Origin of the sequence: Acinetobacter sp. Z1 (assembly GCF_024296945.1) — a bacterium.
GTDB classification, from domain to species: domain Bacteria; phylum Pseudomonadota; class Gammaproteobacteria; order Pseudomonadales; family Moraxellaceae; genus Acinetobacter; species Acinetobacter beijerinckii.
In genome coordinates, this window is record NZ_CP101115.1 from 2139993 (window position 1) to 2160348 (window position 20356).

General features: G+C 39.3%; 18 protein-coding genes. 6 read left to right on the forward strand and 12 right to left on the reverse strand.

What is annotated here, in order from left to right; genetic code table 11:
* Positions 1 to 59: 59 nt before the first annotated feature.
* The 5 genes from NGC85_RS09975 to NGC85_RS09995 form a co-directional block, all read right to left on the reverse strand.
* Positions 60 to 1949 (reverse strand): M48 family metalloprotease, encoded by a 1890-nt coding sequence (locus NGC85_RS09975; RefSeq protein ID WP_171065737.1) that lies wholly within the window; start codon positions 1947 to 1949, stop codon positions 60 to 62.
* 103 nt (positions 1950 to 2052) lie between these two features.
* Positions 2053 to 3591 carry an amidophosphoribosyltransferase gene (purF, locus tag NGC85_RS09980; RefSeq protein WP_005053369.1) on the reverse strand — a complete coding sequence of 513 codons (1539 nt, stop codon included), beginning with the start codon at positions 3589 to 3591 and terminating at the stop codon, positions 2053 to 2055.
* A 24-nt stretch (positions 3592 to 3615) separates the two neighbouring features.
* Positions 3616 to 4209, reverse strand: coding sequence for a CvpA family protein (locus NGC85_RS09985; RefSeq protein ID WP_005053368.1), 594 nt, complete (start codon positions 4207 to 4209; stop codon positions 3616 to 3618).
* A gap of 1 nt (position 4210) precedes the next feature.
* Positions 4211 to 5218 (reverse strand): quinone-dependent dihydroorotate dehydrogenase, encoded by a 1008-nt coding sequence (locus NGC85_RS09990; protein WP_005053365.1) that lies wholly within the window; start codon positions 5216 to 5218, stop codon positions 4211 to 4213.
* Positions 5219 to 5438: 220 nt separating this feature from the next.
* Positions 5439 to 10178, reverse strand: a complete 4740-nt coding sequence (locus NGC85_RS09995; RefSeq protein WP_254730738.1) for an ESPR-type extended signal peptide-containing protein — start codon at positions 10176 to 10178, stop codon at positions 5439 to 5441.
* A gap of 257 nt (positions 10179 to 10435) precedes the next feature.
* On the opposite strand from NGC85_RS09995, the gene NGC85_RS10000 reads away from it, so the two are divergent.
* The 5 genes from NGC85_RS10000 (at position 10436) to NGC85_RS10020 (ending at position 14167) form a co-directional block, all read left to right on the forward strand.
* Positions 10436 to 10792, forward strand: a complete 357-nt coding sequence (locus NGC85_RS10000) for a LuxR C-terminal-related transcriptional regulator (RefSeq protein WP_254730741.1) — start codon at positions 10436 to 10438, stop codon at positions 10790 to 10792.
* A 49-nt stretch (positions 10793 to 10841) separates the two neighbouring features.
* Positions 10842 to 11441: a phage tail protein gene (locus tag NGC85_RS10005; RefSeq protein WP_254730744.1), complete on the forward strand. Its 600-nt coding sequence runs from the start codon at positions 10842 to 10844 to the stop codon at positions 11439 to 11441.
* A 158-nt stretch (positions 11442 to 11599) separates the two neighbouring features.
* Positions 11600 to 11983 carry a hypothetical protein gene (locus tag NGC85_RS10010; protein WP_254730747.1) on the forward strand — a complete coding sequence of 128 codons (384 nt, stop codon included), beginning with the start codon at positions 11600 to 11602 and terminating at the stop codon, positions 11981 to 11983.
* Positions 11984 to 12195: 212 nt separating this feature from the next.
* Entirely contained in the window at positions 12196 to 12897 is a 702-nt protein-coding gene (locus NGC85_RS10015) for a response regulator transcription factor (protein WP_254730750.1), read from the forward strand.
* 16 nt (positions 12898 to 12913) lie between these two features.
* Positions 12914 to 14167 carry a sensor histidine kinase gene (locus NGC85_RS10020; protein WP_254730753.1) on the forward strand — a complete coding sequence of 418 codons (1254 nt, stop codon included), beginning with the start codon at positions 12914 to 12916 and terminating at the stop codon, positions 14165 to 14167.
* A 23-nt stretch (positions 14168 to 14190) separates the two neighbouring features.
* Here NGC85_RS10020 and gspM read toward each other — a convergent pair whose 3' ends face one another.
* From gspM to NGC85_RS10045, 5 genes are read right to left on the reverse strand one after another with little or no spacing between them, the layout of a single operon-like run.
* Positions 14191 to 14670, reverse strand: coding sequence for a type II secretion system protein GspM (gspM, locus tag NGC85_RS10025; protein ID WP_005053357.1), 480 nt, complete (start codon positions 14668 to 14670; stop codon positions 14191 to 14193).
* Positions 14670 to 15809 carry a type II secretion system protein GspL gene (gene gspL / locus NGC85_RS10030; protein ID WP_005058422.1) on the reverse strand — a complete coding sequence of 380 codons (1140 nt, stop codon included), beginning with the start codon at positions 15807 to 15809 and terminating at the stop codon, positions 14670 to 14672. The genes gspM and gspL overlap by 1 nt, the downstream gene beginning before the upstream one ends.
* Before the next feature lie 39 nt (positions 15810 to 15848).
* Positions 15849 to 16304: a phosphohistidine phosphatase SixA gene (gene sixA, locus NGC85_RS10035; protein WP_254730756.1), complete on the reverse strand. Its 456-nt coding sequence runs from the start codon at positions 16302 to 16304 to the stop codon at positions 15849 to 15851.
* A gap of 57 nt (positions 16305 to 16361) precedes the next feature.
* Positions 16362 to 17435, reverse strand: a complete 1074-nt coding sequence (locus tag NGC85_RS10040) for an NAD(P)H-dependent glycerol-3-phosphate dehydrogenase (protein ID WP_005053353.1) — start codon at positions 17433 to 17435, stop codon at positions 16362 to 16364.
* A 46-nt stretch (positions 17436 to 17481) separates the two neighbouring features.
* The gene (locus tag NGC85_RS10045; protein ID WP_254730759.1) at positions 17482 to 18060 is read right to left on the reverse strand and encodes a nitroreductase; all 579 of its coding nucleotides are present in this window, start codon (positions 18058 to 18060) and stop codon (positions 17482 to 17484) included.
* Between the two features lie 195 nt (positions 18061 to 18255).
* Here NGC85_RS10045 and NGC85_RS10050 point away from each other — a divergent pair, with 195 nt between their 5' ends.
* Positions 18256 to 18639 (forward strand): hypothetical protein, encoded by a 384-nt coding sequence (locus NGC85_RS10050; RefSeq protein ID WP_254730762.1) that lies wholly within the window; start codon positions 18256 to 18258, stop codon positions 18637 to 18639.
* Between the two features lie 49 nt (positions 18640 to 18688).
* On the opposite strand, the gene NGC85_RS10055 is transcribed toward NGC85_RS10050, so the two are convergent.
* Positions 18689 to 18931 carry a hypothetical protein gene (locus NGC85_RS10055; RefSeq protein WP_254730765.1) on the reverse strand — a complete coding sequence of 81 codons (243 nt, stop codon included), beginning with the start codon at positions 18929 to 18931 and terminating at the stop codon, positions 18689 to 18691.
* A gap of 154 nt (positions 18932 to 19085) precedes the next feature.
* Positions 19086 to 20273 (reverse strand): phosphoglycerate kinase, encoded by a 1188-nt coding sequence (locus NGC85_RS10060; RefSeq protein ID WP_254730768.1) that lies wholly within the window; start codon positions 20271 to 20273, stop codon positions 19086 to 19088.
* Positions 20274 to 20356: the final 83 nt, after the last annotated feature.

The following is a 20356-nucleotide window of genomic DNA, read 5'->3' on the forward strand; positions in this document are numbered from 1 at the left end:
CAAATTATGTGACTGTCACGTAACGTTTTAATGAATCATTTATCCAAAGATCACTATATTTAGATAATCATTAAGCTATTTTTTTTCTGCATTTGTTCCACAACTTCACGCGTGTCAAAACCCAAACGCCAGTACAATAGCTCTAAAACATCTAACTCATCTTGCGTGATAATACGATCGCTCCACAAACAACGTTCGGCTATAGATAAAATATTTAAACGATCTCTCAGCAGCAATCCAGAAACATCATTCAATATTTCAGCTAAATCAAGCGGTTCATCAGAAATATCTGCATAAATTCGCATCTCATGTGGTGCTAATATTTGTTGTAAAATCCGCTCTCTGACTTCAAGTTGATTTGGACTATTAATTTGTTGCACATGCAATAAAGCATCAATTAAATGTACTATTTGCGACTTTACGTCTTCAAACGAGGTCGGTAAATGTGCTGGCATCAAATTAAGTTCATGTTTGACTCGCTCAAGCAACAAAGCATCAAGTAACCCCACCTCACCATCTTCTTGAATAATACATGCGAGTTTCGTCAAAAATTGACGTGCAATACTGGTTGGCATATGCCCAATATTCTTACAAGCATCATGAAAAATCTGCACATGAATTCGACCATCTAGATTTAATAAGGCATCGACAATTGCATGGCTCACAGCAGCATCTTGTGGAATAAATTCACGATATTGTCTTATCATTAAAATCGCAACCATCACCTCTCTTGAGCCAGTTGCCGTTTGCATGGCGCGCTGAATTAGTTCAGGGCGTTTTTTATTTTTTCGCATTTCGGAATTTAATGGCTTAATTGCATCATTCAATGCAAAGCTAATTGGAGATAATCGCAACAACGGTAATGGCTGTGGCGAACTCCAAGGTACGCTGAGATCTGTTAATTCCTCTTCCAAAGAACGAAATAGACTAAATAAAGGGCGATTACGTAATTTTCTTAAATTTTCTAGCTGTAAATCCTGCAATAGCGTCGGATTCAGTTCATAAATTCGATCTTTAATATTTGGATGAATATTCATCCAACTTTGTGGACTAAGCGAATTTGCAAAACACATATGCGAAATCGATTCTGAGTAAGCACTATGAATTTGTGAACCTGAATGATGTACATAAATCCGTAACAGGGTTTGAATATTGGCATTATTATTCATCAAACGCATGGTTTTTAAATCATTACGGAAAGTTCGACCACTCAAGGTTAAATATTTAATCAATCGAGTGATTAAAATTCCTAAACTACCGATCAACCAAATCACACCACCAATCGCAACAAAAATAGTTTCAAACTTATTACGATAAGATGTTGCATAAGGACTATATCCAGCTTGAGCTAATTTACTGCCCCACTGACTAAAGGTAGTTAGACCACTGTATAGTATTTTTAATTTGGTGTTTTCAACCGCTTCACCTGACAAAATTTGATTAAACTCATAGCTTAATAAACCATATAGTTCTAGTTCATCTAAATTTTGTAATGCTCCCCAAGTTAAAATAATCACAATATCCTGTGATTTAAAACCAGCCGTCAAAGCATTGACACCAACTTCATCTGGTAAGACATAAACAGCGGGTGTATCAATCGCAAAACTTTGGGCAACTTTTTCGACAACTTTTAAAGCAGTACTTTCCTCTGGTGTGCTTTCATCAAAGACTAAACGTCTTGCTTTAAGTTGTTTTGCAAGTGAATGTCCGCCTTCGCGCAACACGTAAAGTTCTGCTCCCACCGACCAAATGAGTACTAAAAATAAAATTGCAATAAAATAAGGACTAAGAACATGCCACCAAATCGGTTGCGTATAATCAAAAAAATGAACCACCAAACCCAGAATTAAGTTCAGAATAAAAACAGTGAGCAACATTGCAAGAATGCAAAAGCTTACTGACCAAGCAATATTTTTATTTTCAATTAAGTAATGGCTCATTTCTTTCAATGTAAATTTTCCTTATTACATTGTCTTCGTCAACGGCTTAATTGCCTTATCTATCATAAAATAAAAAAGCGGGAAATTCCCGCTTTTCTAATGATTAAAGAAATTACTCTTCTTTAATCCCTGTCAAATCAACAGAAGAAGCATCGATATTAACATCGATATAGCCATCAGCTTTCTTCTTAGCTGTGTCATTACGCTTCTGCTCAAGATTAATCAAATAGTCACTATCAATTCCACCAGCGACATAAACACCATCAAAAACAGAGCAATCAAACTCTCTTAAATCTGGAACTTTGCTAGTACGAACTGCATCTTTCAGATCTTCCAAATCTTGGAAAATAAGGCGATCAGCACCAATGATGTCACGAATTTCTTCAACAGTACGATCAGATGCAATAAGCTCAGATTTTGCTGGCATATCAATACCATACACATTTGGATATTTCACCATAGGTGCAGCAGATGCAAAAAATACTTTTTTCGCACCAGAATCACGTGCCATCTGAATAATTTCATTACAGGTTGTACCACGTACAATTGAGTCATCAACCAGTAAAACGTTTTTGCCTTTAAACTCAAGTTCTACAGGGTTCAGCTTTTGACGCACTGATTTTTTGCGTTGCTGTTGACCAGGCATAATAAAGGTACGTCCGATATAGCGGTTTTTCATAAACCCTTCACGGAATTTCACACCTAAAATATTTGCTAACTCTAATGCAGAAGTACGACTCGTATCAGGAATAGGAATCACAACATCAATATCGTGTTGCTCACTCCATTCTTTTAAAATTTTATAGGCAAGCTTTTCACCCATTTTTAAACGAGCTTTATAAACAGAGATTCCGTCGATAATTGCATCTGGACGCGCAAAATACACATATTCAAAAATACAAGGGCGATACTCAGGTTCTACCGCACATTGTTTAGTAAATAATTGCCCTTTGCTATCCACAAAAATTGCTTCGCCAGGCGCAATATCTCGCTCAATTTTGAAACCTAATGCTGTAATAGCAACAGATTCAGATGCAATAATGTATTCAAGACCCTGATCAGTTTCTCTAGAACCATAAATCAGTGGACGGATACCATTTGGATCACGGAAGCCTACTAAACCATGTCCGGTAATCATCGCCACTACACCATATGCACCCTTACAACGCTCATGAACACGCGTTACTGTATGAAAAATATCTTCAGGTGTTGGATTTAAGGTGCCGATTTTCTGTAGTTCATGCGCAAATACATTCAGTAAAACTTCAGAATCAGAATCGGTATTCATGTGTCGTAGATCTGTTTTAAATAGATCATCATGAATTTCTGCTGCGTTGGTTAAATTACCATTATGTGCAAGCGTAATTCCGTAAGGAGAGTTGACATAAAAGGGTTGCGCTTCTGCACTACTCGATGAACCAGCGGTTGGGTAACGAACATGCCCAATACCGTAGTTACCAAGTAAGGCACGCATGTGACGAGTATGGAATACATCACGTACCATACCGTTATCTTTGCGGAGAAATAAACGCCCTTGATCGCAAGTTACAATCCCTGCTGCATCTTGTCCACGATGTTGTAACATCGTCAAGGCATCAAATAACATTTGGTTTACTGGTGATTTACCAGCAATCCCAACAACTCCACACATAGCAACCTCTCAACGAGCTAGCAATTAATAAAAAGGATTCTTGGTAGAATGATCAGAACGTTGATCTACTGAAGCTCGTTCTGAATCTTCCATTTCAGTTGAAGGGCGATGTAATAACGCGCCTTCGGATGTCATTTGATTTAATGCCTCATTTGCAGCATCTTTAGATATTTCAGTTGCTACAGGCGCATAAGGTAAAAGAATTTGTACAAATTTAGACTGTTTCCAGTGAGGAGAACTATCAACCCAAGGCCCTACACCTTGGATTGTAACTAAAACAATCAATAAACCTTTTAATGAGCCAAATGCTCCACCTGCTAAACGATTTAATGGGCCCAATTTTAAACTTTTCAAGAGCCCATTTAACAGCGCGGTAACGACCCAAGTACACACAACAATAATTAGGACAATAAAAGCAAACGCAGCAATTTTTTGCACAACAGGGTCTTGGCTCAAACTGCTCATAGCAGGTGCCAACATAACTGCGTATTTTGCCCCAATGATCAATGCGAATATCCACCCGATCAAGTTCGCAAAGGCTTTGATAAATCCTTGACGCAAACCGTTAAGCCCTCCAATGAGCAATATGATCAGAATGATGATATCAAGGGTGTTCATTTCACACTGTCATCGCATCGATACAATCTTTTACAAGGGTCGGACCTGTATAAATGAGTCCACTATAGACCTGTACTAAACTTGCACCTGCTTGCTGTTTTGCTACAGCTTGTTCTCCAGATACAATTCCACCAACACCAATTAAAGGTACCTTTCCAGCGAGAATCTCTGCAAATTGGCTTAGACACTTTGTACTTTTTTCAAAGACTGGTGCACCAGACAAACCGCCTGCTTCATTTCCATTAGCAAGATTTTCAACCCCTTCTCGACCTAAGGTTGTATTCGTCACAATCAATCCATCAATCTTAAATTTGATTAATTGCATTGAGATAAAGCGAATATCTTCTGGTTCTAAATCGGGTGCAACTTTAAGTGCCAAAGGAACATAATGATTGTATTGTTCAGCAAGTTCTAGTTGTCGATCTTTCAAAGTTTGTAACAACTCTGTGAGCGCATCACCGCTTTGTAAACTACGTAAGTTCTTTGTATTCGGAGAAGAGATATTTACTGTGATATAAGAAGCGTAGTTATAAACTTTTTCTAAACAAATTAAATAATCTGAGACAGCATCTTCAACAGGCGTATCAGCATTCTTACCGATATTAATTCCTAAAATACCTCGGAATTTCGATGCCTTTACATTCTCAATGAGCTTATCAACACCATCATTATTAAATCCCATACGGTTGATGATGGCTTTTGCTTCTGGGATACGGAATAGTCGAGGTAAAGGATTACCTTCTTGAGGGCGAGGAGTAATGGTTCCAATTTCAATAAAACCAAAACCTAAAGCAGCAAGAGCATCAATATGTGCTCCATTTTTATCTAGACCAGCTGCCAAGCCAACTGGATTTGGAAACTCGATTCCCATACAAGTCACAGGTTTATGTGCAACTTTTTGATGCATCAGTCCAAATTTATGAGCTTTATCAAGCATTGAAAGTGTAAGTTCATGTGCACGCTCTGGTGCTAAAGTAAACAACAAAGGGCGAGCCAATGTATATAACATACCAATCACAGTCTACTGATTTCCAAGTAGCAGTATTATAGGCTTAGGCTAAACAAAACACCATGCTTGACATAGGCTTATTTTGTAGAGTCTTTGCTTTAATGCTTTTAGATTAAACAATTCCTAATTATAAGTATGTGATCCTCTCTTAAATTTCAAATAGTAAATAGCCAAGCTGTAAAAAGAAGCTTGGCTATTTACTATATTTTTAATGGGTTAGTTATTTCCAAGAATAAGAAACACCTGCACCTACGGCAGTAGTATTGCCATTGTTGAACCCTGTTGAGAAAGCACCTTTAACTGCAACGCCATTTTCAAAATAATGACTCGCACCCACAGCAATTGCAGATTGACTATCGTAATGCCCCATACCAACCCCTACAGTGGATGCACCTTGTTCTGCTGGCATCGGAATATTAGTCATTGCAGTAATACCTGCAATACCTTGTGCAGCAATTTCACGGTTTTTACGCACATCTTGGTTCGTTTGGTCTAACCGATTTGAAACGTCTCTAAAGTTATTTTCTAAATCCAAAATTTTAGTATCGGTATATGCTTTAGCATCCGATAACACTTTAGCATCAGCAGTTTTATATTCTTGACGCATCACAACCTCACGACTGTCAGTGTAGCCTTTAGCACTCGATAATGTTGCCTGATCACCAGCATCAGCATACGTTTTAGCATCTGTTAATACTTTAGCATTGCCATCTTTCATTTGTTTCACATTAACCGCATCAGTATCTTGAACACCTGCTGCAACATGAATCACTTGACGCTCTTTACCTGATGCCCCTACCGATACTGTATTGTCACGATCAGATGCAGAATCATTACCTAACACAACTGAGTTTTTGGCTGAAGTATTAACATTATTACCTACAACAAAGCTGTTATCGCCTTTAACCGTATTATCGTTACCAACGGCGTAACTTCCATCACCTTGAACTAAGTTTGGATCGCCAAATGCACCTGAACGATTACCCTCAACTTTATTTCCTTTGCCCACTACAGTATTTGACTCACCTTTGGCAGAAGCCCCTGAACCTATAACAGTATTATTATTCCCATCGGCTACTGCTCCATCACCTAATGCTGTCGCACCTGTTCCAGTCGCTTTAGCGCCCGTTGAAGTAGCATTCGGATTTGCATCAAGATACGGATTATTACCACCCTGCGTTGCTAACCATTCTTTTTCGGTACCGTTATAACCATTAGCTACCGCAACTTCATATGCACTCTTACCGTTAGCCCCAGTATCACCTTTGTCTCCCTTATCTCCCTGTATGCCTTGCGCTCCAGTGGCACCTACATCGCCTTTATCACCCCTGTCACCCTGAATACCTTGAGCTCCGGTTGCACCTGTTGCGCCTACATCACCCTTATCGCCCTTATCTCCTTGAACGCCTTGGGCCCCAGTTGCACCTACATCACCTTTATCGCCTTTATCACCCTGAACGCCTTGAGCTCCAGTGGCACCTATTGCACCTACGTCCCCTTTATCGCCCTTGTCACCCTTGTCACCCTGTACGCCTTGAGCTCCAGTTGCACCTGTTGCGCCTACATCACCCTTATCGCCCTTATCTCCTTGAACGCCTTGGGCCCCAGTTGCACCTACATCACCTTTATCGCCTTTATCACCCTGAACGCCTTGAGCTCCAGTGGCACCTATTGCACCTACGTCCCCTTTATCGCCCTTGTCACCCTGTACGCCTTGAGCTCCAGTTGCACCTGTTGCGCCTACATCACCCTTATCGCCCTTATCTCCTTGAACGCCTTGGGCCCCAGTTGCACCTACATCACCTTTATCGCCTTTATCACCCTGAACGCCTTGAGCTCCAGTGGCACCTATTGCACCTACGTCCCCTTTATCGCCCTTGTCACCCTGTACACCTTGAGCTCCGGTTGCACCTGTTGCGCCTACATCACCCTTATCGCCCTTATCTCCTTGAACGCCTTGGGCCCCAGTTGCACCTACATCACCTTTATCGCCCTTATCACCCTGAACGCCTTGAGCTCCAGTTGCACCGACATCACCTTTATCCCCTTTGTCTCCTTGTACGCCTTGAGCTCCAGTTGCACCTACATCGCCTTTATCGCCCTTGTCACCCTTGTCACCCTGTACGCCTTGAGCTCCAGTTGCACCTGTTGCGCCTACATCACCCTTATCGCCCTTATCTCCTTGAACGCCTTGGGCCCCAGTTGCACCTACATCACCTTTATCGCCTTTATCACCCTGAACGCCTTGAGCTCCAGTGGCACCAATATCACCTTTATCGCCCTTGTCACCTTGTACGCCTTGAGCTCCAGTGGCACCTATTGCACCTACGTCCCCTTTATCGCCCTTGTCACCCTGTACACCTTGAGCTCCGGTTGCACCTGTTGCGCCTACATCACCCTTATCGCCCTTATCTCCTTGAACGCCTTGGGCCCCAGTTGCACCTACATCACCTTTATCGCCCTTATCACCCTGAACGCCTTGAGCTCCAGTTGCACCGACATCACCTTTATCGCCTTTGTCTCCTTGTACGCCTTGAGTTCCAGTTGCACCTACATCGCCTTTATCGCCCTTGTCACCCTGAACGCCTTGAGCTCCGGTTGCACCAATATCACCTTTATCGCCCTTGTCACCTTGTACGCCTTGAGCTCCAGTAGCGCCTACGTCACCTTTATCGCCCTTGTCACCCTTGTCACCCTGTACGCCTTGAGCTCCAGTTGCACCTGTTGCGCCTACATCACCCTTATCGCCCTTATCTCCTTGAACGCCTTGGGCCCCAGTTGCACCTACATCACCTTTATCGCCTTTATCACCCTGAACGCCTTGAGCTCCAGTGGCACCAATATCACCTTTATCGCCCTTGTCACCTTGTACGCCTTGAGCTCCAGTGGCACCTATTGCACCTACGTCCCCTTTATCGCCCTTGTCACCCTGTACACCTTGAGCTCCGGTTGCACCTGTTGCGCCTACATCACCCTTATCGCCCTTATCTCCTTGAACGCCTTGGGCCCCAGTTGCACCTACATCACCTTTATCGCCCTTATCACCCTGAACGCCTTGAGCTCCAGTTGCACCGACATCACCTTTATCGCCTTTGTCACCCTGTACGCCTTGAGCTCCGTTTGCACCGACATCACCCTTATCGCCCTTGTCACCTTGTACGCCTTGAGCTCCTGTCGCACCTACGTCACCTTTATCACCCTTGTCTCCCTGTACGCCTTGAGCTCCAGTTGCACCTGTTGCGCCTACATCACCCTTATCGCCCTTATCTCCTTGAACGCCTTGGGCCCCAGTGGCACCTACATCGCCTTTATCGCCCTTGTCACCCTGTACGCCTTGAGCTCCAGTAGCACCTGTCGCGCCTACATCACCTTTATCGCCCTTATCACCCTGTACGCCTTGGGCTCCAGTTGCACCGACATCGCCTTTATCGCCCTTATCACCCTGTAAACCTTGAGCACCTGTCGCGCCTACATCACCTTTATCTCCCTTGTCTCCTTGTACACCTTGAGCTCCAGTAGCGCCTACGTCACCTTTATCGCCCTTGTCTCCTTGTACACCTTGAGCTCCAGTAGCGCCTACGTCACCTTTATCGCCCTTTTCACCCTGAACGCCTTGAGCTCCAGTGGCACCTGTTGCGCCGATATCGCCTTTATCGCCCTTGTCACCTTGTACACCTTGAGCACCTGTTGCACCTACATCGCCTTTATCACCCTTGTCACCCTGTACGCCTTGAGCTCCAGTTGCGCCTGTTGCACCTACGTCCCCTTTATCGCCCTTGTCACCCTGTACACCTTGAGCTCCAGTGGCACCTACGTCCCCTTTATCGCCCTTGTCACCCTGAACGCCTTGAGCTCCAGTAGCACCTACATCGCCTTTATCGCCTTTATCGCCTTTATCGCCCTTGTCACCCTGTACGCCTTGAGCTCCAGTAGCACCTACGTCCCCTTTATCGCCCTTGTCACCCTGTACGCCTTGAGCTCCAGTAGCGCCTACATCACCTTTATCGCCCTTGTCACCCTGTACGCCTTGAGCTCCAGTAGCACCTACATCACCTTTATCGCCCTTGTCACCCTGTACGCCTTGAGCTCCAGTAGCGCCTACATCACCTTTATCGCCCTTGTCGCCTTTATCACCCTTATCTCCTTTCAATGAAGCCAACCATTGAGTTTGTGAACCTAAGTAACCACCATCAACTGCAAGCTCATAAGCACTTTTTCCATCAGCACCACCTCCCGTTGGTAAAGCATCAATTTGACTCTGTAAATTGGTCAATTTAGTATTTACAGCAGTAAATGCACTTCCAATATTTGTATAATTTGAACCTTGTATCGTATATGTAGGACCAGTAAATATTCCGCCACTAAAACCAGCGCCACCACCAAAAACATTGGCTAATGAATTTAATTGTCCAAAATTAACTGCGTCATTTGTAGATGTACCATTAGCAAGGTTGGTGATTTTATTATTATTAAAAGAAATGGTTCCGTTACCAGCTGAACCACTTAATGAACCTTTAGAGGTAATCCCGCCTGCACCCACTTTTAAAGTGTCTGCATTAATAGTGACATCGAAATCATCATTTGCGATTTTGCTATCTGAAATTGGTGCATTGTTATAACAATTGATCGCTCCCCAATATTGTTGGCTCACAATCGTATTACCATGAGTTGTGGCTGCAATACCTGGATTTGTATTTGAATCTTTTGCTCCACAGGTTATCACTTGCTCGGCAAAAACATGTTGGGTTGTTAAAGTAATCGTTGATAATCCTAAAGCGATAACGAGCGGTTTTAACCGTAATTTATTTTGAGTACTTAAAAACTCAAATTCATTAAAAATAGTATTCGTCTCAACAATACCACCTGTCTTGTTCGTCTTAACTTCGCTTTTAGCATTCTCCGATACAACAACTACACACCCCAGAGATCTACTCCAAATTTTTTTAAAGATACGATTCATATTATTCCCTTTATTTTGTGAATATAAACACATAAATTAGAGAACATTTTTATTGAGAATGAATCATTGAAATTTGGTAGAAAAATAAAAAAATAACATTGAAAAAATCACTTAAATAACAAATTTCAATGATGTAAACGCTAAGTAATTTATCTCTAATAAATCCACATAAAAATTTTAATTTTTTAATTCAATACAAAGGATAAAAATGGATACTTTAAAAATGCTAAGTAAACGTGAGCATCAAATTTTTTTAAATGTTAGTACATGGTTATCGAGTTAAAGAGATCTCGTTAAAACTTCATATTAGTGAAAGAACTGTTACTACCCATCAAGAAAACATTTATCAAAAACTCGACATTCATCACAGATCTTTTCTGCTGCAATTTTCATCATATTATTCTGAATTTCTAAACCTACTCACACCTCGAGAATTAATGATCGTCGAGCTTTTATCTAAAGACTTGAGTAGCTCCAACATATCTATCCAATTAAATCTCAGCATTGAAACAGTCTATAGCTACCGAAAATCGATTAATCGAAAACTCAAAACCATTCAATCAAAATACGATGTTTTGGGGATATTGGCCTATGAAGAAATTTCAGTAAATTAAAAAACACAAAAACATCAACAATATTACTGAAAATTAAAAGGTAAAAATTATGAGCGCAGATCCGTATCTAGGTGAAATCATGCTGGTTCCATACAACTTCGTTCCGAGAGGTTGGGCGGCATGCAATGGACAATTATTATCAATCGCACAAAACCAAGCACTTTTCAGCTTACTTGGTACCATTTATGGTGGTGATGGCATAACCACTTTCGCACTACCAAACTTAGGTGGACGCTTCGCACTTGGGGTAAACAATAATTTTCCAATTGGTCAAGCCGCAGGAAGTCAAAGTACGACTCTCACAATAAATAACTTACCAGCACATACCCATGTCGTTGCTAGTCAAACCATCAATGCTTCAGTTTCATTAACACCACAAGCAAGCTCAGTCGGTGGCAATACAAGTAGCCCTGCCAATGCAGCTTGGGCAAATGCAAATGATCCTAACACAGGCAGTGTATATGATGTGTTTACTCAAGATACGAGTCAATTAGTCAATATGAAACCGTTAAATGCAACCACGCAAGTCGTTGTTCCTGTGCAAAACACAGGAATAGCTGGGGGTAGCCAACCCGTCAATATTACAAACCCGTATTTAGCGCTTTACTATTTGATCAGCTTGGAAGGTATATACCCTTCACGCTCATAAAAATTCAAATCAATAAAATTAAGTCTTAATACAATCTTCATCGCTTGTCTTAAGACTTATTGTGGATGCCAGAAACCACTGTAAAAAATGGGGCGATATTCGGAAAAGCCATATGAGTACGAACTATAACTTTTATAAATATTAAAGGAAGTAAAATAATGAGCGGATGTCAATGTGATCCACAAGTCGTTCCAGACTACACAAAAGTAGGTTTTAATGGTGAAAACAGTAATGCTTTACAATCTAGTGTAAAAACAACAAATACAATTGAATCTGTACAAAATCAGTTGAGTAGTACCAATGTTCAGGCTTTAAGTCTAAGTGCATGTGTAGGTGCTTCTTATCGAAACGGCGATGTTTGTTTTGACTTTCCAGTTTTCGGAAATGTTTGTGTCAATGTTCCAATCGGAATTCCTGCAAATGCAAATTTACGCGTATGTGGTGATGTTTGCACAACCTGGGGAATTCCAACAGGACTTAAAATCACCTTGTATGTCAATGATCAAGCACTTTGGAGTGGTACAGTGGTTGGTAGTTGCTAATTAACTCTACTCATTCTTTGGTTACAGCAAGCTTAGTAATTTCTAAGCTTGTGTATATTTAACCCAACATATAAAGATTTATTTAAATAACTATTAATTATATTGTAAAAATTAATTTAAATTTTATAAACAATTTAAATTAATTTAAAAAAATATAGCAAATAAAGAACCGATGATTATAATAAAAAATATACGTATATTTGATAATCATCATGATAGAACAAATAAAAGATAGATTAAGTTTTTTTGATCAAAATTTACTTGGCTCTGCTTTACCAAAACCAGTTCTGGTTGTTGATGACGACTATATAGTTCAAAATAGATTAAAAAAAATTTTAATAGACCTAAACTATAGCAATAGCGATTTAATATTTTCTAAAAACTTATCTCAATCTATGCTTGAAGTAAAACAAAATAATATTGCATTTGCCTTAGTCGATTTAGGTTTGCCTGATGGCAATGGTACGAAATTAATTCGTAGTTTGAGACAAAAACATTCTACCATTCCAATTCTTGTTATTTCAGCTTGGAGTACCAGAGATGCAATTTTTAAAGCAATACAAGCTGGTGCAACTGGTTATCTATTGAAAGAGCGTGATGATTATGAAGTTACTATTTCAATTAAACAAATATTACAGGGTGGTATTCCGATAGATCCTTTTTTGGCTCAAATTATTTTATCAAATATGGTGAAAAAACCTCAAAAAATTAAGAACTCGCCTGAAAACTTATCATGTAGAGAACTTGAGATATTAGAACACGTCACTCAAGGTTTAAATAATCAAGATATTGCAAATGAGCTAGGATTGTCACGTTATACTATCGAAGCTCACCTGAGAAATATCTATAGTAAGCTTGCTGTAGACAGTCGTTCTAAGGCAATAAAAATTGCTTACTCTTTGGGTTTATTTTAATTATAAAAGTAATCAAATGTATAATATTGAAAATTATTTTGGGTTATTTATTCCATCTTTCCTCATCATTAGTGGTTTATTTTTAATCTCTACATCTATCCAAAAAAAACTTCCTTTATCCATCACTTGGTTTGCAATACTTATTTTATCTTCAGGAAATATGTTATTAGTATCATATTTACAAACATCTCATCCTTCAACATTACTCTTATTTACTGTATTAGCACTCTCCCTATCTATCTTAATTTCATTTTACTTTTCAATATCTAAAAAATTTAATATTGAAATTAATATTATTTCTTTCCTACTCATCACTTTAATTGCCATTATTTTATTAGTATATTATTCACAAATAAAAAAAGATTTACCTAGTACTTTAATGGCTCTATTTTTGTATTATTTAACACTTACATCAATTCAAATAAAAAAAATTATCACATTCAAAACAAAAAAATTATTTGATAATTTATTAAAAATATACTTTTTGGGGACTATTCTCATCCTTATTGTTTTTTTACTGAATAAAAGTAGTCTTGAGACAATCTTTATTCTTAATCACCATTGGTTTTACTTACAGTTTTCTTTTTTTATCTTATTACTAATTTATTCAAGCTTATTATTGATGGGCTATATGGAAGAAATATTTCATATTCAGCAATCTGATTTACAAAAAATTCGACAGCAAGAGCGCTTACAACTTGCTCATGATTTACACGATATTGTGGGAGGTTCATTAATTCGCTCAATCAGTGTTGTCAGTCAAAGTCAGCAAAATCTGAGTAATCAGCAATTTTTATCAATGCTCAAATTACTCCGAGATGATCTACGCGAAGTTATCGACAGCAGTTCAACAGTTTCTAAAGAAATTCCTAAAACTCCAATTTTATGGGGAGCACCGATTCGACATCGTTTTAGCCAAATTTTTAATGAGTTAGGGATCCAATCGGTTTGGAGTTTTCCTGAGATCTGGTACTCCAAACCAACCGCTTTAGAATGCCTAACATTGTTGAGAGTAACAGAAGAGGCTTTAACAAATGTGATCAAACATAGTTATGCCAAAAAAGTTTTGGTTCGGTTGTATTTTTCAGATATCAAACAAATAATTTTAGAAATTAAAGATGATGGTATTGGTTTCAATGTAGATGAAATAAGTGCATCAAACGTCAATATTGGGCTAAAAAGCATGAAAATACGCTTAGAAAAAATACAATCAACGATGAATATTTATTCAAAGCATGGCGAAACAATAATTAAAATTATAAAAAACTAAATAGGAGCCATAGCCCCTATTTTTCATTCAACTGTTGCAGTTAATTTAATTTGATTATTACTTGATACCATATCCATTTTTTGCACACTAACGCCCATTTGAGAGAGTTGCATCAAAAAATTAGCCAAAACAGCATAATTTTGGTGTTCTGCAATCAATTGAATCTGATCTCCGTTTTGCTGAGACGCTACGGCTAAACCTTGTTGCTGAGCAGTACGCTGAATTTTATCTGCAACGGAAAGCCCAAGATCATTGGCAGGCTTCATCGTGGCTGCATTACTTTGCATCCAAACGGTTAAATCTTTAAGTTCATTTAAGCGATTTTGTTGCTGATCGGCTAGAGTATGCATTTTCCATAAGGCAGAGCCTATAATCACAATGGTCAAAAATACGGCTGTGAAGATCACCATCATTCGTTCACGAACAGATAAACTCTGTAAATATTGGTTCAGCGCTTCGGTTTTTTGATCCAAGCTATTTTGTAATACTGTTATTGCTTTCATTATTTTACTTTCACCATCCCAATTGCACCGATGCTGTCCGCTTGAACATTACCTAATTCAGCTTGAAAGCCTTGTTGATTCAATTGTTGAGTCAGTGCTTGCAAATCATCTGCTGATTTAGCTTTTAATGACATTGCCAACATAGATTCTTCATAACTAACTTGCTGAGCAACGATCTGTTTTTGCATTAAGATTGGCCCTACTCGACTAAGTAAAGACAACGCTTGCGTATCACCAAGCTGGCTCATACGCAACTGGCTTTCAAATTGGCTTTTAATATTTTGTTCCGTCACACGACTATTTTCGCCAAACCAGTGTTTGTATTGATCAACCGCCTGAACTGCTGTTTGATCAGCAACGTTCTTCAATTTAGACCATCGTAAAGCATCGTATCCGAGTTGAACAAAAATAACGGCCAATAATACAAATGCAGAAGCTTTCCAGTAACCAGACCATTTAACATCTGCATTTTTCGATTTTGGCAGCACATTAAATGGATGTTGTTTTGCTTTTAATAAAGGCTGAAATTGATAACTAAACTGTGTCTGCTGATCTTGGCTTGAAATATGTTCTAGACAACTATGCTGAGTTTCAGTCAGGTTCGCAAATCTATATTTTGTTTCTGGAGATTGAAATTCTAATAATAGAGCCAGATCATCCACTGAGTTACCTGACCAAACACCTTCTCTTACCAATAAATGATCATAAAGATTTACAATCACCACTTCACTTTGCTCTGGTTCTGGCAAAATTAAGAAATCGGGTAAAAATGCTGTAATTTGGACAGGTAAAAGACTTAAAGCATGTTGCCAAGTTTCAATGGTCGATTGAGCAACACCTAAAATATAAAGTTGATCATTTTGGAAGTGATGAACAACTTTCATTTGATCAATCGGTAAGGTTACAAACTCCTCTAATAGATATTTGATCCCCTCTTGACCTAGTTGCTTATAATGCGTTTTAGTCATGGGTTGCTGCATGATTTGAGCATTTCGGCTTGGAAAATAAAGCACAGCTTCTTTGCCGTTATGCGCTTGCAAATCTTGTATTAACTGTTCAAGACTTACTGCCTCTAACCAATTTTCCCCATTCGACCAATACCATGTTCCATTGGTTTCGGGCATCCATATATGCAGCATCGGTGTTCAGTACCCTTATCCTATTGTGGATATATAAAATTATATTGTTGGTGTAAAACGATTCTTTTGTGTAGATAAACCATTTGCGATCACAGCTTGAGCATAAATACGTGCTTCAGCCAACGCAAATGGATTAAAATTCTCATGCGTCAATTGTTCAGCAATATGTGCAACTACATTCATATGACACACAACAGCAATTGATTCATACGGCAATTTTGATAGCCATTCTATCGCATCTTTCGCATCATCATCAGGTTTAATTTTATCGCAAATTAAAACTGGAATACCGTAAAAATGAGCTTTTATATGTGCCAGAGTTTCTTGGGCACGTAATAAAGGACTGACAATAAAAATTTCAGGTTGAATAACATCTTTTAGAAACTGACCTGTTTGTTCAGCTTGCTGATGTCCACGTTGTGTTAAGGGACGTTGCGTATCATTTCCATTGATGGCTGGAGACGCTTCACCGTGACGAACTAAAGTTAACTGCATAAAATTACCTTATTTTTTATATCTATATTTTAACTACATTTGATGACAGTTTTTTGATTAGACTTCATGATGTGGTAAAACAAACTCAACATCACTGCGATGACCATTCTTCATTAAAGAAAGCGCAATTGTCATAGGTGGTGCATTTTCAAAAATGACTTCATACAATGCATTCGTGATCGGCATGTACACATCTAACTCTTGTGCTTTAGCTCGTACTTGTACAATGGTATTAATCCCTTCTGCCGTCTGACCTAACTCTTTTGTTGCTTGATCAAGCGTTTTACCAGATCCAAGTGCAAATCCAATTTGGTAATTACGACTCAATGGACTATTGCACGTCGCAAATAAATCACCGACACCTGACAATCCTAAGAAAGTTAATGGGTTAGCACCCTGCTTTACAGCGAAACGGCTCATTTCTGCCAAAGCACGAGTTAAAATCATACTTTTGGTATTTTCACCAATCTTGTAAGCCCCGCCCATACCCATCGCAACTGCATAGATATTTTTTAGTGCTCCACCCAACTCAACACCATGCACATCATCACTACCAAAGACACGGAATAAGGCACTATGTAAAGCATGTTGAACTGCATAACGAACCAATTCTGATTCACTTGCGATTACTGTACCTGATGGCATACCAGCCATAATTTCTTTTGCTAAGTTTGGTCCTGATAATACGCCATAAGGCACTTCAGGTAATTCTTCACGAATGATTTCACTCATGAAACTAAAGGTCTTTGCTTCGATACCTTTAGTTAGAGAAACAACTGCTTGAGCGCTAATGAACGGCGCAATTTTTTTCAAAACATCTCGAAATGAATGACTTGGAATTGCTACTAAAATAATATCGCGATCTCGCACAGCCAATTCTAAATCTGATACTGCACGCAGTCCTGTTTCCAATGTAAAATCAGGTAAATAACGTTTATTAACATGTGTTTGGTTTATTTCATTCGCTGCTTCTTCGTCACGAATCCAAATCATGGTGTCGCAGCCATTACGCACAGCTAAATTGGCCATTGCCGTACCGAAACTACCACCACCCAATACAGTAATTCTTAATGCTGTTTTTTGATCTACTGCTACAGGCTCAACTAAATCACTAAATTTTAACTCTGTCATTTTTTATCCTAAACCAATTTATTTCTTTAATCGTTAACAAATAAGGTTAGTTTGGCTGCCAAACCTTTAAAAATTCTTGAACATCTACATCATTACGAGGAGCAATTGCTTTAGCCGCTGTTCCAATGTAAATAATGCCAGAAATTAGATCTTGTTGCTTAAGCCCCAATTGTTGTTTTAACCAATTTGACTCAACCACTGCACCCGAACGCCACATGCTTGCAAAGCCTTGTGCTTGTAAGGAGAGCAAGAAGTTTTGAATTGCTGCACCTGTACTTAATATCTGCTCAAAATGAGGAACTTTTGGATGATCTTGAAGCGTAGTTAATGCCAAGACCAATAAAGGAGCACGAAAAGGATGCTGTTTAGCGCGATCTAATTGTGCTGGATCAGCCTCACCTAAATCAGTCAAAGCTTGAGCTAAATGCTCACCAAATGCAGCACGTAATTCGGGTGTTACAACAACAAAACGTGTTGGTTTTAAACGGTGATGATCAGGCGCTGTAAGTGCAGCTTGTACTGCTTTTTCAATTTGTTGTGTATTGGGCGCAGGCTCAATGAGTTGTCCAATCGATTGACGTTGATGAATATTTTGATGAATCGTCTCTATATTTGAGTCCGTCATTGACATGAATCTAACTAACATAAGGATTGCGCTAGATTAGCATAATCTGACTATTTTCCACCACGTTTAATCCTTGCTGAATCATCAATTTGAGAAATTTAACAGAGCCTCACTACAAACTGTACATAACCTGCAAAAGCACTCAAAAATTATATGTTCAAATAATACAATTATGTAACTACCAGAGAGCAAGCAATGAAAAAAACATTTATCATGAGTTTATTAGGTGGCTTGGCACTTGGTCTTACTGCATGCGCATCAACACCAACCAATACCTTAGCGATTCAAAAAGAAAATAATCAATATGAAGTGACAGGTATTGGTAAAACAAATTTAATTTCTAAAAACAATACAATAAGTGCTGCTCAAAAAACTTGTACGCGCAATACTGCCCCTGTTGTTGTCGACGAAAAAACAGTTTACCAAGGTGTATTGAAAGGCGTCGTAGATGAACAAACTGGAAAAATGGTCGAAGCTGCTGCGGGCGTAATCGGCACACTTACAGGGAAAAATGCTTCTATAGCCAAAGATGATGATTACCAAACGACATTGACCTTCTACTGCAAGCCTAATGCTTAAATAAAAAAAGCCGATGTGATCACATCGGCTTTTCTCATTGTGGGGGAGCTTACTGAGCTTCGCTCGCTGCTCCTTCCGATGCTGCACTTTCTACAACATCAGTATTCTTCTCATCTAAATTCGGTTTATCAATTGCATCAATGGCAGCTTGTTGTTCTGGGGTAGTCTGTGTCGATACAGTTGAAGCTGCTTGTTCTTGCTGTTCAGCGTTGTTCGCTTCTTCTTTCTTTGCACACGCAGTCAACATGATTGGGGCAATGATTAAAGCGGCAAGAGTTAATTTGAATTTCATCACGGCTTTCCACAGTTACTTGCTTAAGTTAATGACAAGCATATTTCAAATATATGACATTTTTATGACTGCAACTTATCCTAAAACAAAAAAGAGCCGATTCAGCTCGGCTCTTTTTCTATCATCTTATTAAAAAATATAAGATTAATACTGATTATGCACGCTCAAGTAAAACCGCAACAGCAGGTAAAGTTTTGCCTTCTACAAATTCTAAGAATGCACCGCCACCAGTCGAAATATAACCAATTTGATCAGCAACTTCATACTTGTCAATTGCAGCAAGGGTATCACCACCACCTGCAATAGAGAAACCAGCCGACTCAGCAATTGCTAACGACAGCGTCTTGGTTCCTTCACCAAATTGATCCACTTCAAATACGCCTACTGGACCATTCCAAAGAATCGTTTTCGAGGTTTTTAATATCTCAGCAAATGCTTTAGCAGTTTCTGGACCAACATCTAAAATCATATCGGTATCAGTTACATCTGCAACGTTTTTCACAACAGCTTGTGCATTTGCTAATGAGCCTAAGAAATCATCGAAGCTAATTTGGCTCGCATCAGCAACTACAACATCTGTTGGCAATGGAACACTAACTTTTGCAGCAATTTGTTTTGCAGTTTCAACTAAATCAGCTTCGTAAAGTGATTTACCAACATTAAAGCCTGCAGCAGCAAGGAATGTATTGGCAATACCACCACCCACGATCAGTTGATCGCAGATTGTAGAAAGTGAATTCAGTACATCAAGTTTTGTAGAAACTTTAGAACCTGCAACAATCGCTACCATTGGTTTTTCAGGCGTTTGCATCGCACGACCAAGCGCATCTAACTCAGCCGCCAATAATGGACCTGCTGCTGCGATTGGAGCAAAACGTGCTGCACCCTCAGTTGACGCTTCTGCACGGTGTGCTGTACCAAAGGCATCCATAACAAATACATCACAAAGTGCTGCATATTTTTTTGCAAGCTCTTCGTTATTTTTCTTTTCACCATGGTTGAAACGCACGTTTTCAAGCAATACAACTTGACCCGCTTCAACCTCAACACCATCTAAGTAATCAGTAAATAATTTTACATCTTGACCTAGAGCTTTCGTTAAATACGCTGCTACTGGTGCAAGTGATTGTTCTGGTTTTGGCTCACCCTCTACAGGACGACCAAGATGAGAAAACACCATCACTGCCGCACCTTTATCTAAAGCAGCTTTGATCGTTGGAAACGCCGCACGCAAACGTGCATCGCTAGTAATTTCCCCATTTTTTATAGGAACGTTTAAGTCTTCACGAATAAGAACACGTTTACCTGTTAAATCAAGGTCAGTCATGCGCTGAAAATTCATGGGTGGCTCTCTAGTTGATTTTAAAAACGGCACAATTTTAAATGATTATCAAAAATAAAGGTGAGTTTTTTTGCAGAAAAGCT

Excerpts from the sequence above, each read along its gene's own strand:
- purF (WP_005053369.1), bottom strand. The coding sequence starts at position 3,591 with ATGTGTGGAGTTGTTGGGATTGCTGGTAAATCACCAGTAAACCAAATG.
- NGC85_RS09985 (WP_005053368.1), bottom strand. The coding sequence starts at position 4,209 with ATGAACACCCTTGATATCATCATTCTGATCATATTGCTCATTGGAGGG.
- NGC85_RS09990 (WP_005053365.1), bottom strand. The coding sequence starts at position 5,218 with ATGTTATATACATTGGCTCGCCCTTTGTTGTTTACTTTAGCACCAGAG.
- NGC85_RS09995 (WP_254730738.1), bottom strand. The coding sequence starts at position 10,178 with ATGAATCGTATCTTTAAAAAAATTTGGAGTAGATCTCTGGGGTGTGTA.
- NGC85_RS10000 (WP_254730741.1), top strand. The coding sequence starts at position 10,436 with ATGTTAGTACATGGTTATCGAGTTAAAGAGATCTCGTTAAAACTTCAT.
- NGC85_RS10005 (WP_254730744.1), top strand. The coding sequence starts at position 10,842 with ATGAGCGCAGATCCGTATCTAGGTGAAATCATGCTGGTTCCATACAAC.
- NGC85_RS10010 (WP_254730747.1), top strand. The coding sequence starts at position 11,600 with ATGAGCGGATGTCAATGTGATCCACAAGTCGTTCCAGACTACACAAAA.
- NGC85_RS10015 (WP_254730750.1), top strand. The coding sequence starts at position 12,196 with ATGATAGAACAAATAAAAGATAGATTAAGTTTTTTTGATCAAAATTTA.
- NGC85_RS10020 (WP_254730753.1), top strand. The coding sequence starts at position 12,914 with ATGTATAATATTGAAAATTATTTTGGGTTATTTATTCCATCTTTCCTC.
- gspM (WP_005053357.1), bottom strand. The coding sequence starts at position 14,670 with ATGAAAGCAATAACAGTATTACAAAATAGCTTGGATCAAAAAACCGAA.
- gspL (WP_005058422.1), bottom strand. The coding sequence starts at position 15,809 with ATGCTGCATATATGGATGCCCGAAACCAATGGAACATGGTATTGGTCG.
- sixA (WP_254730756.1), bottom strand. The coding sequence starts at position 16,304 with ATGCAGTTAACTTTAGTTCGTCACGGTGAAGCGTCTCCAGCCATCAAT.
- NGC85_RS10040 (WP_005053353.1), bottom strand. The coding sequence starts at position 17,435 with ATGACAGAGTTAAAATTTAGTGATTTAGTTGAGCCTGTAGCAGTAGAT.
- NGC85_RS10045 (WP_254730759.1), bottom strand. The coding sequence starts at position 18,060 with ATGACGGACTCAAATATAGAGACGATTCATCAAAATATTCATCAACGT.
- NGC85_RS10050 (WP_254730762.1), top strand. The coding sequence starts at position 18,256 with ATGAAAAAAACATTTATCATGAGTTTATTAGGTGGCTTGGCACTTGGT.
- NGC85_RS10055 (WP_254730765.1), bottom strand. The coding sequence starts at position 18,931 with ATGAAATTCAAATTAACTCTTGCCGCTTTAATCATTGCCCCAATCATG.
- NGC85_RS10060 (WP_254730768.1), bottom strand. The coding sequence starts at position 20,273 with ATGAATTTTCAGCGCATGACTGACCTTGATTTAACAGGTAAACGTGTT.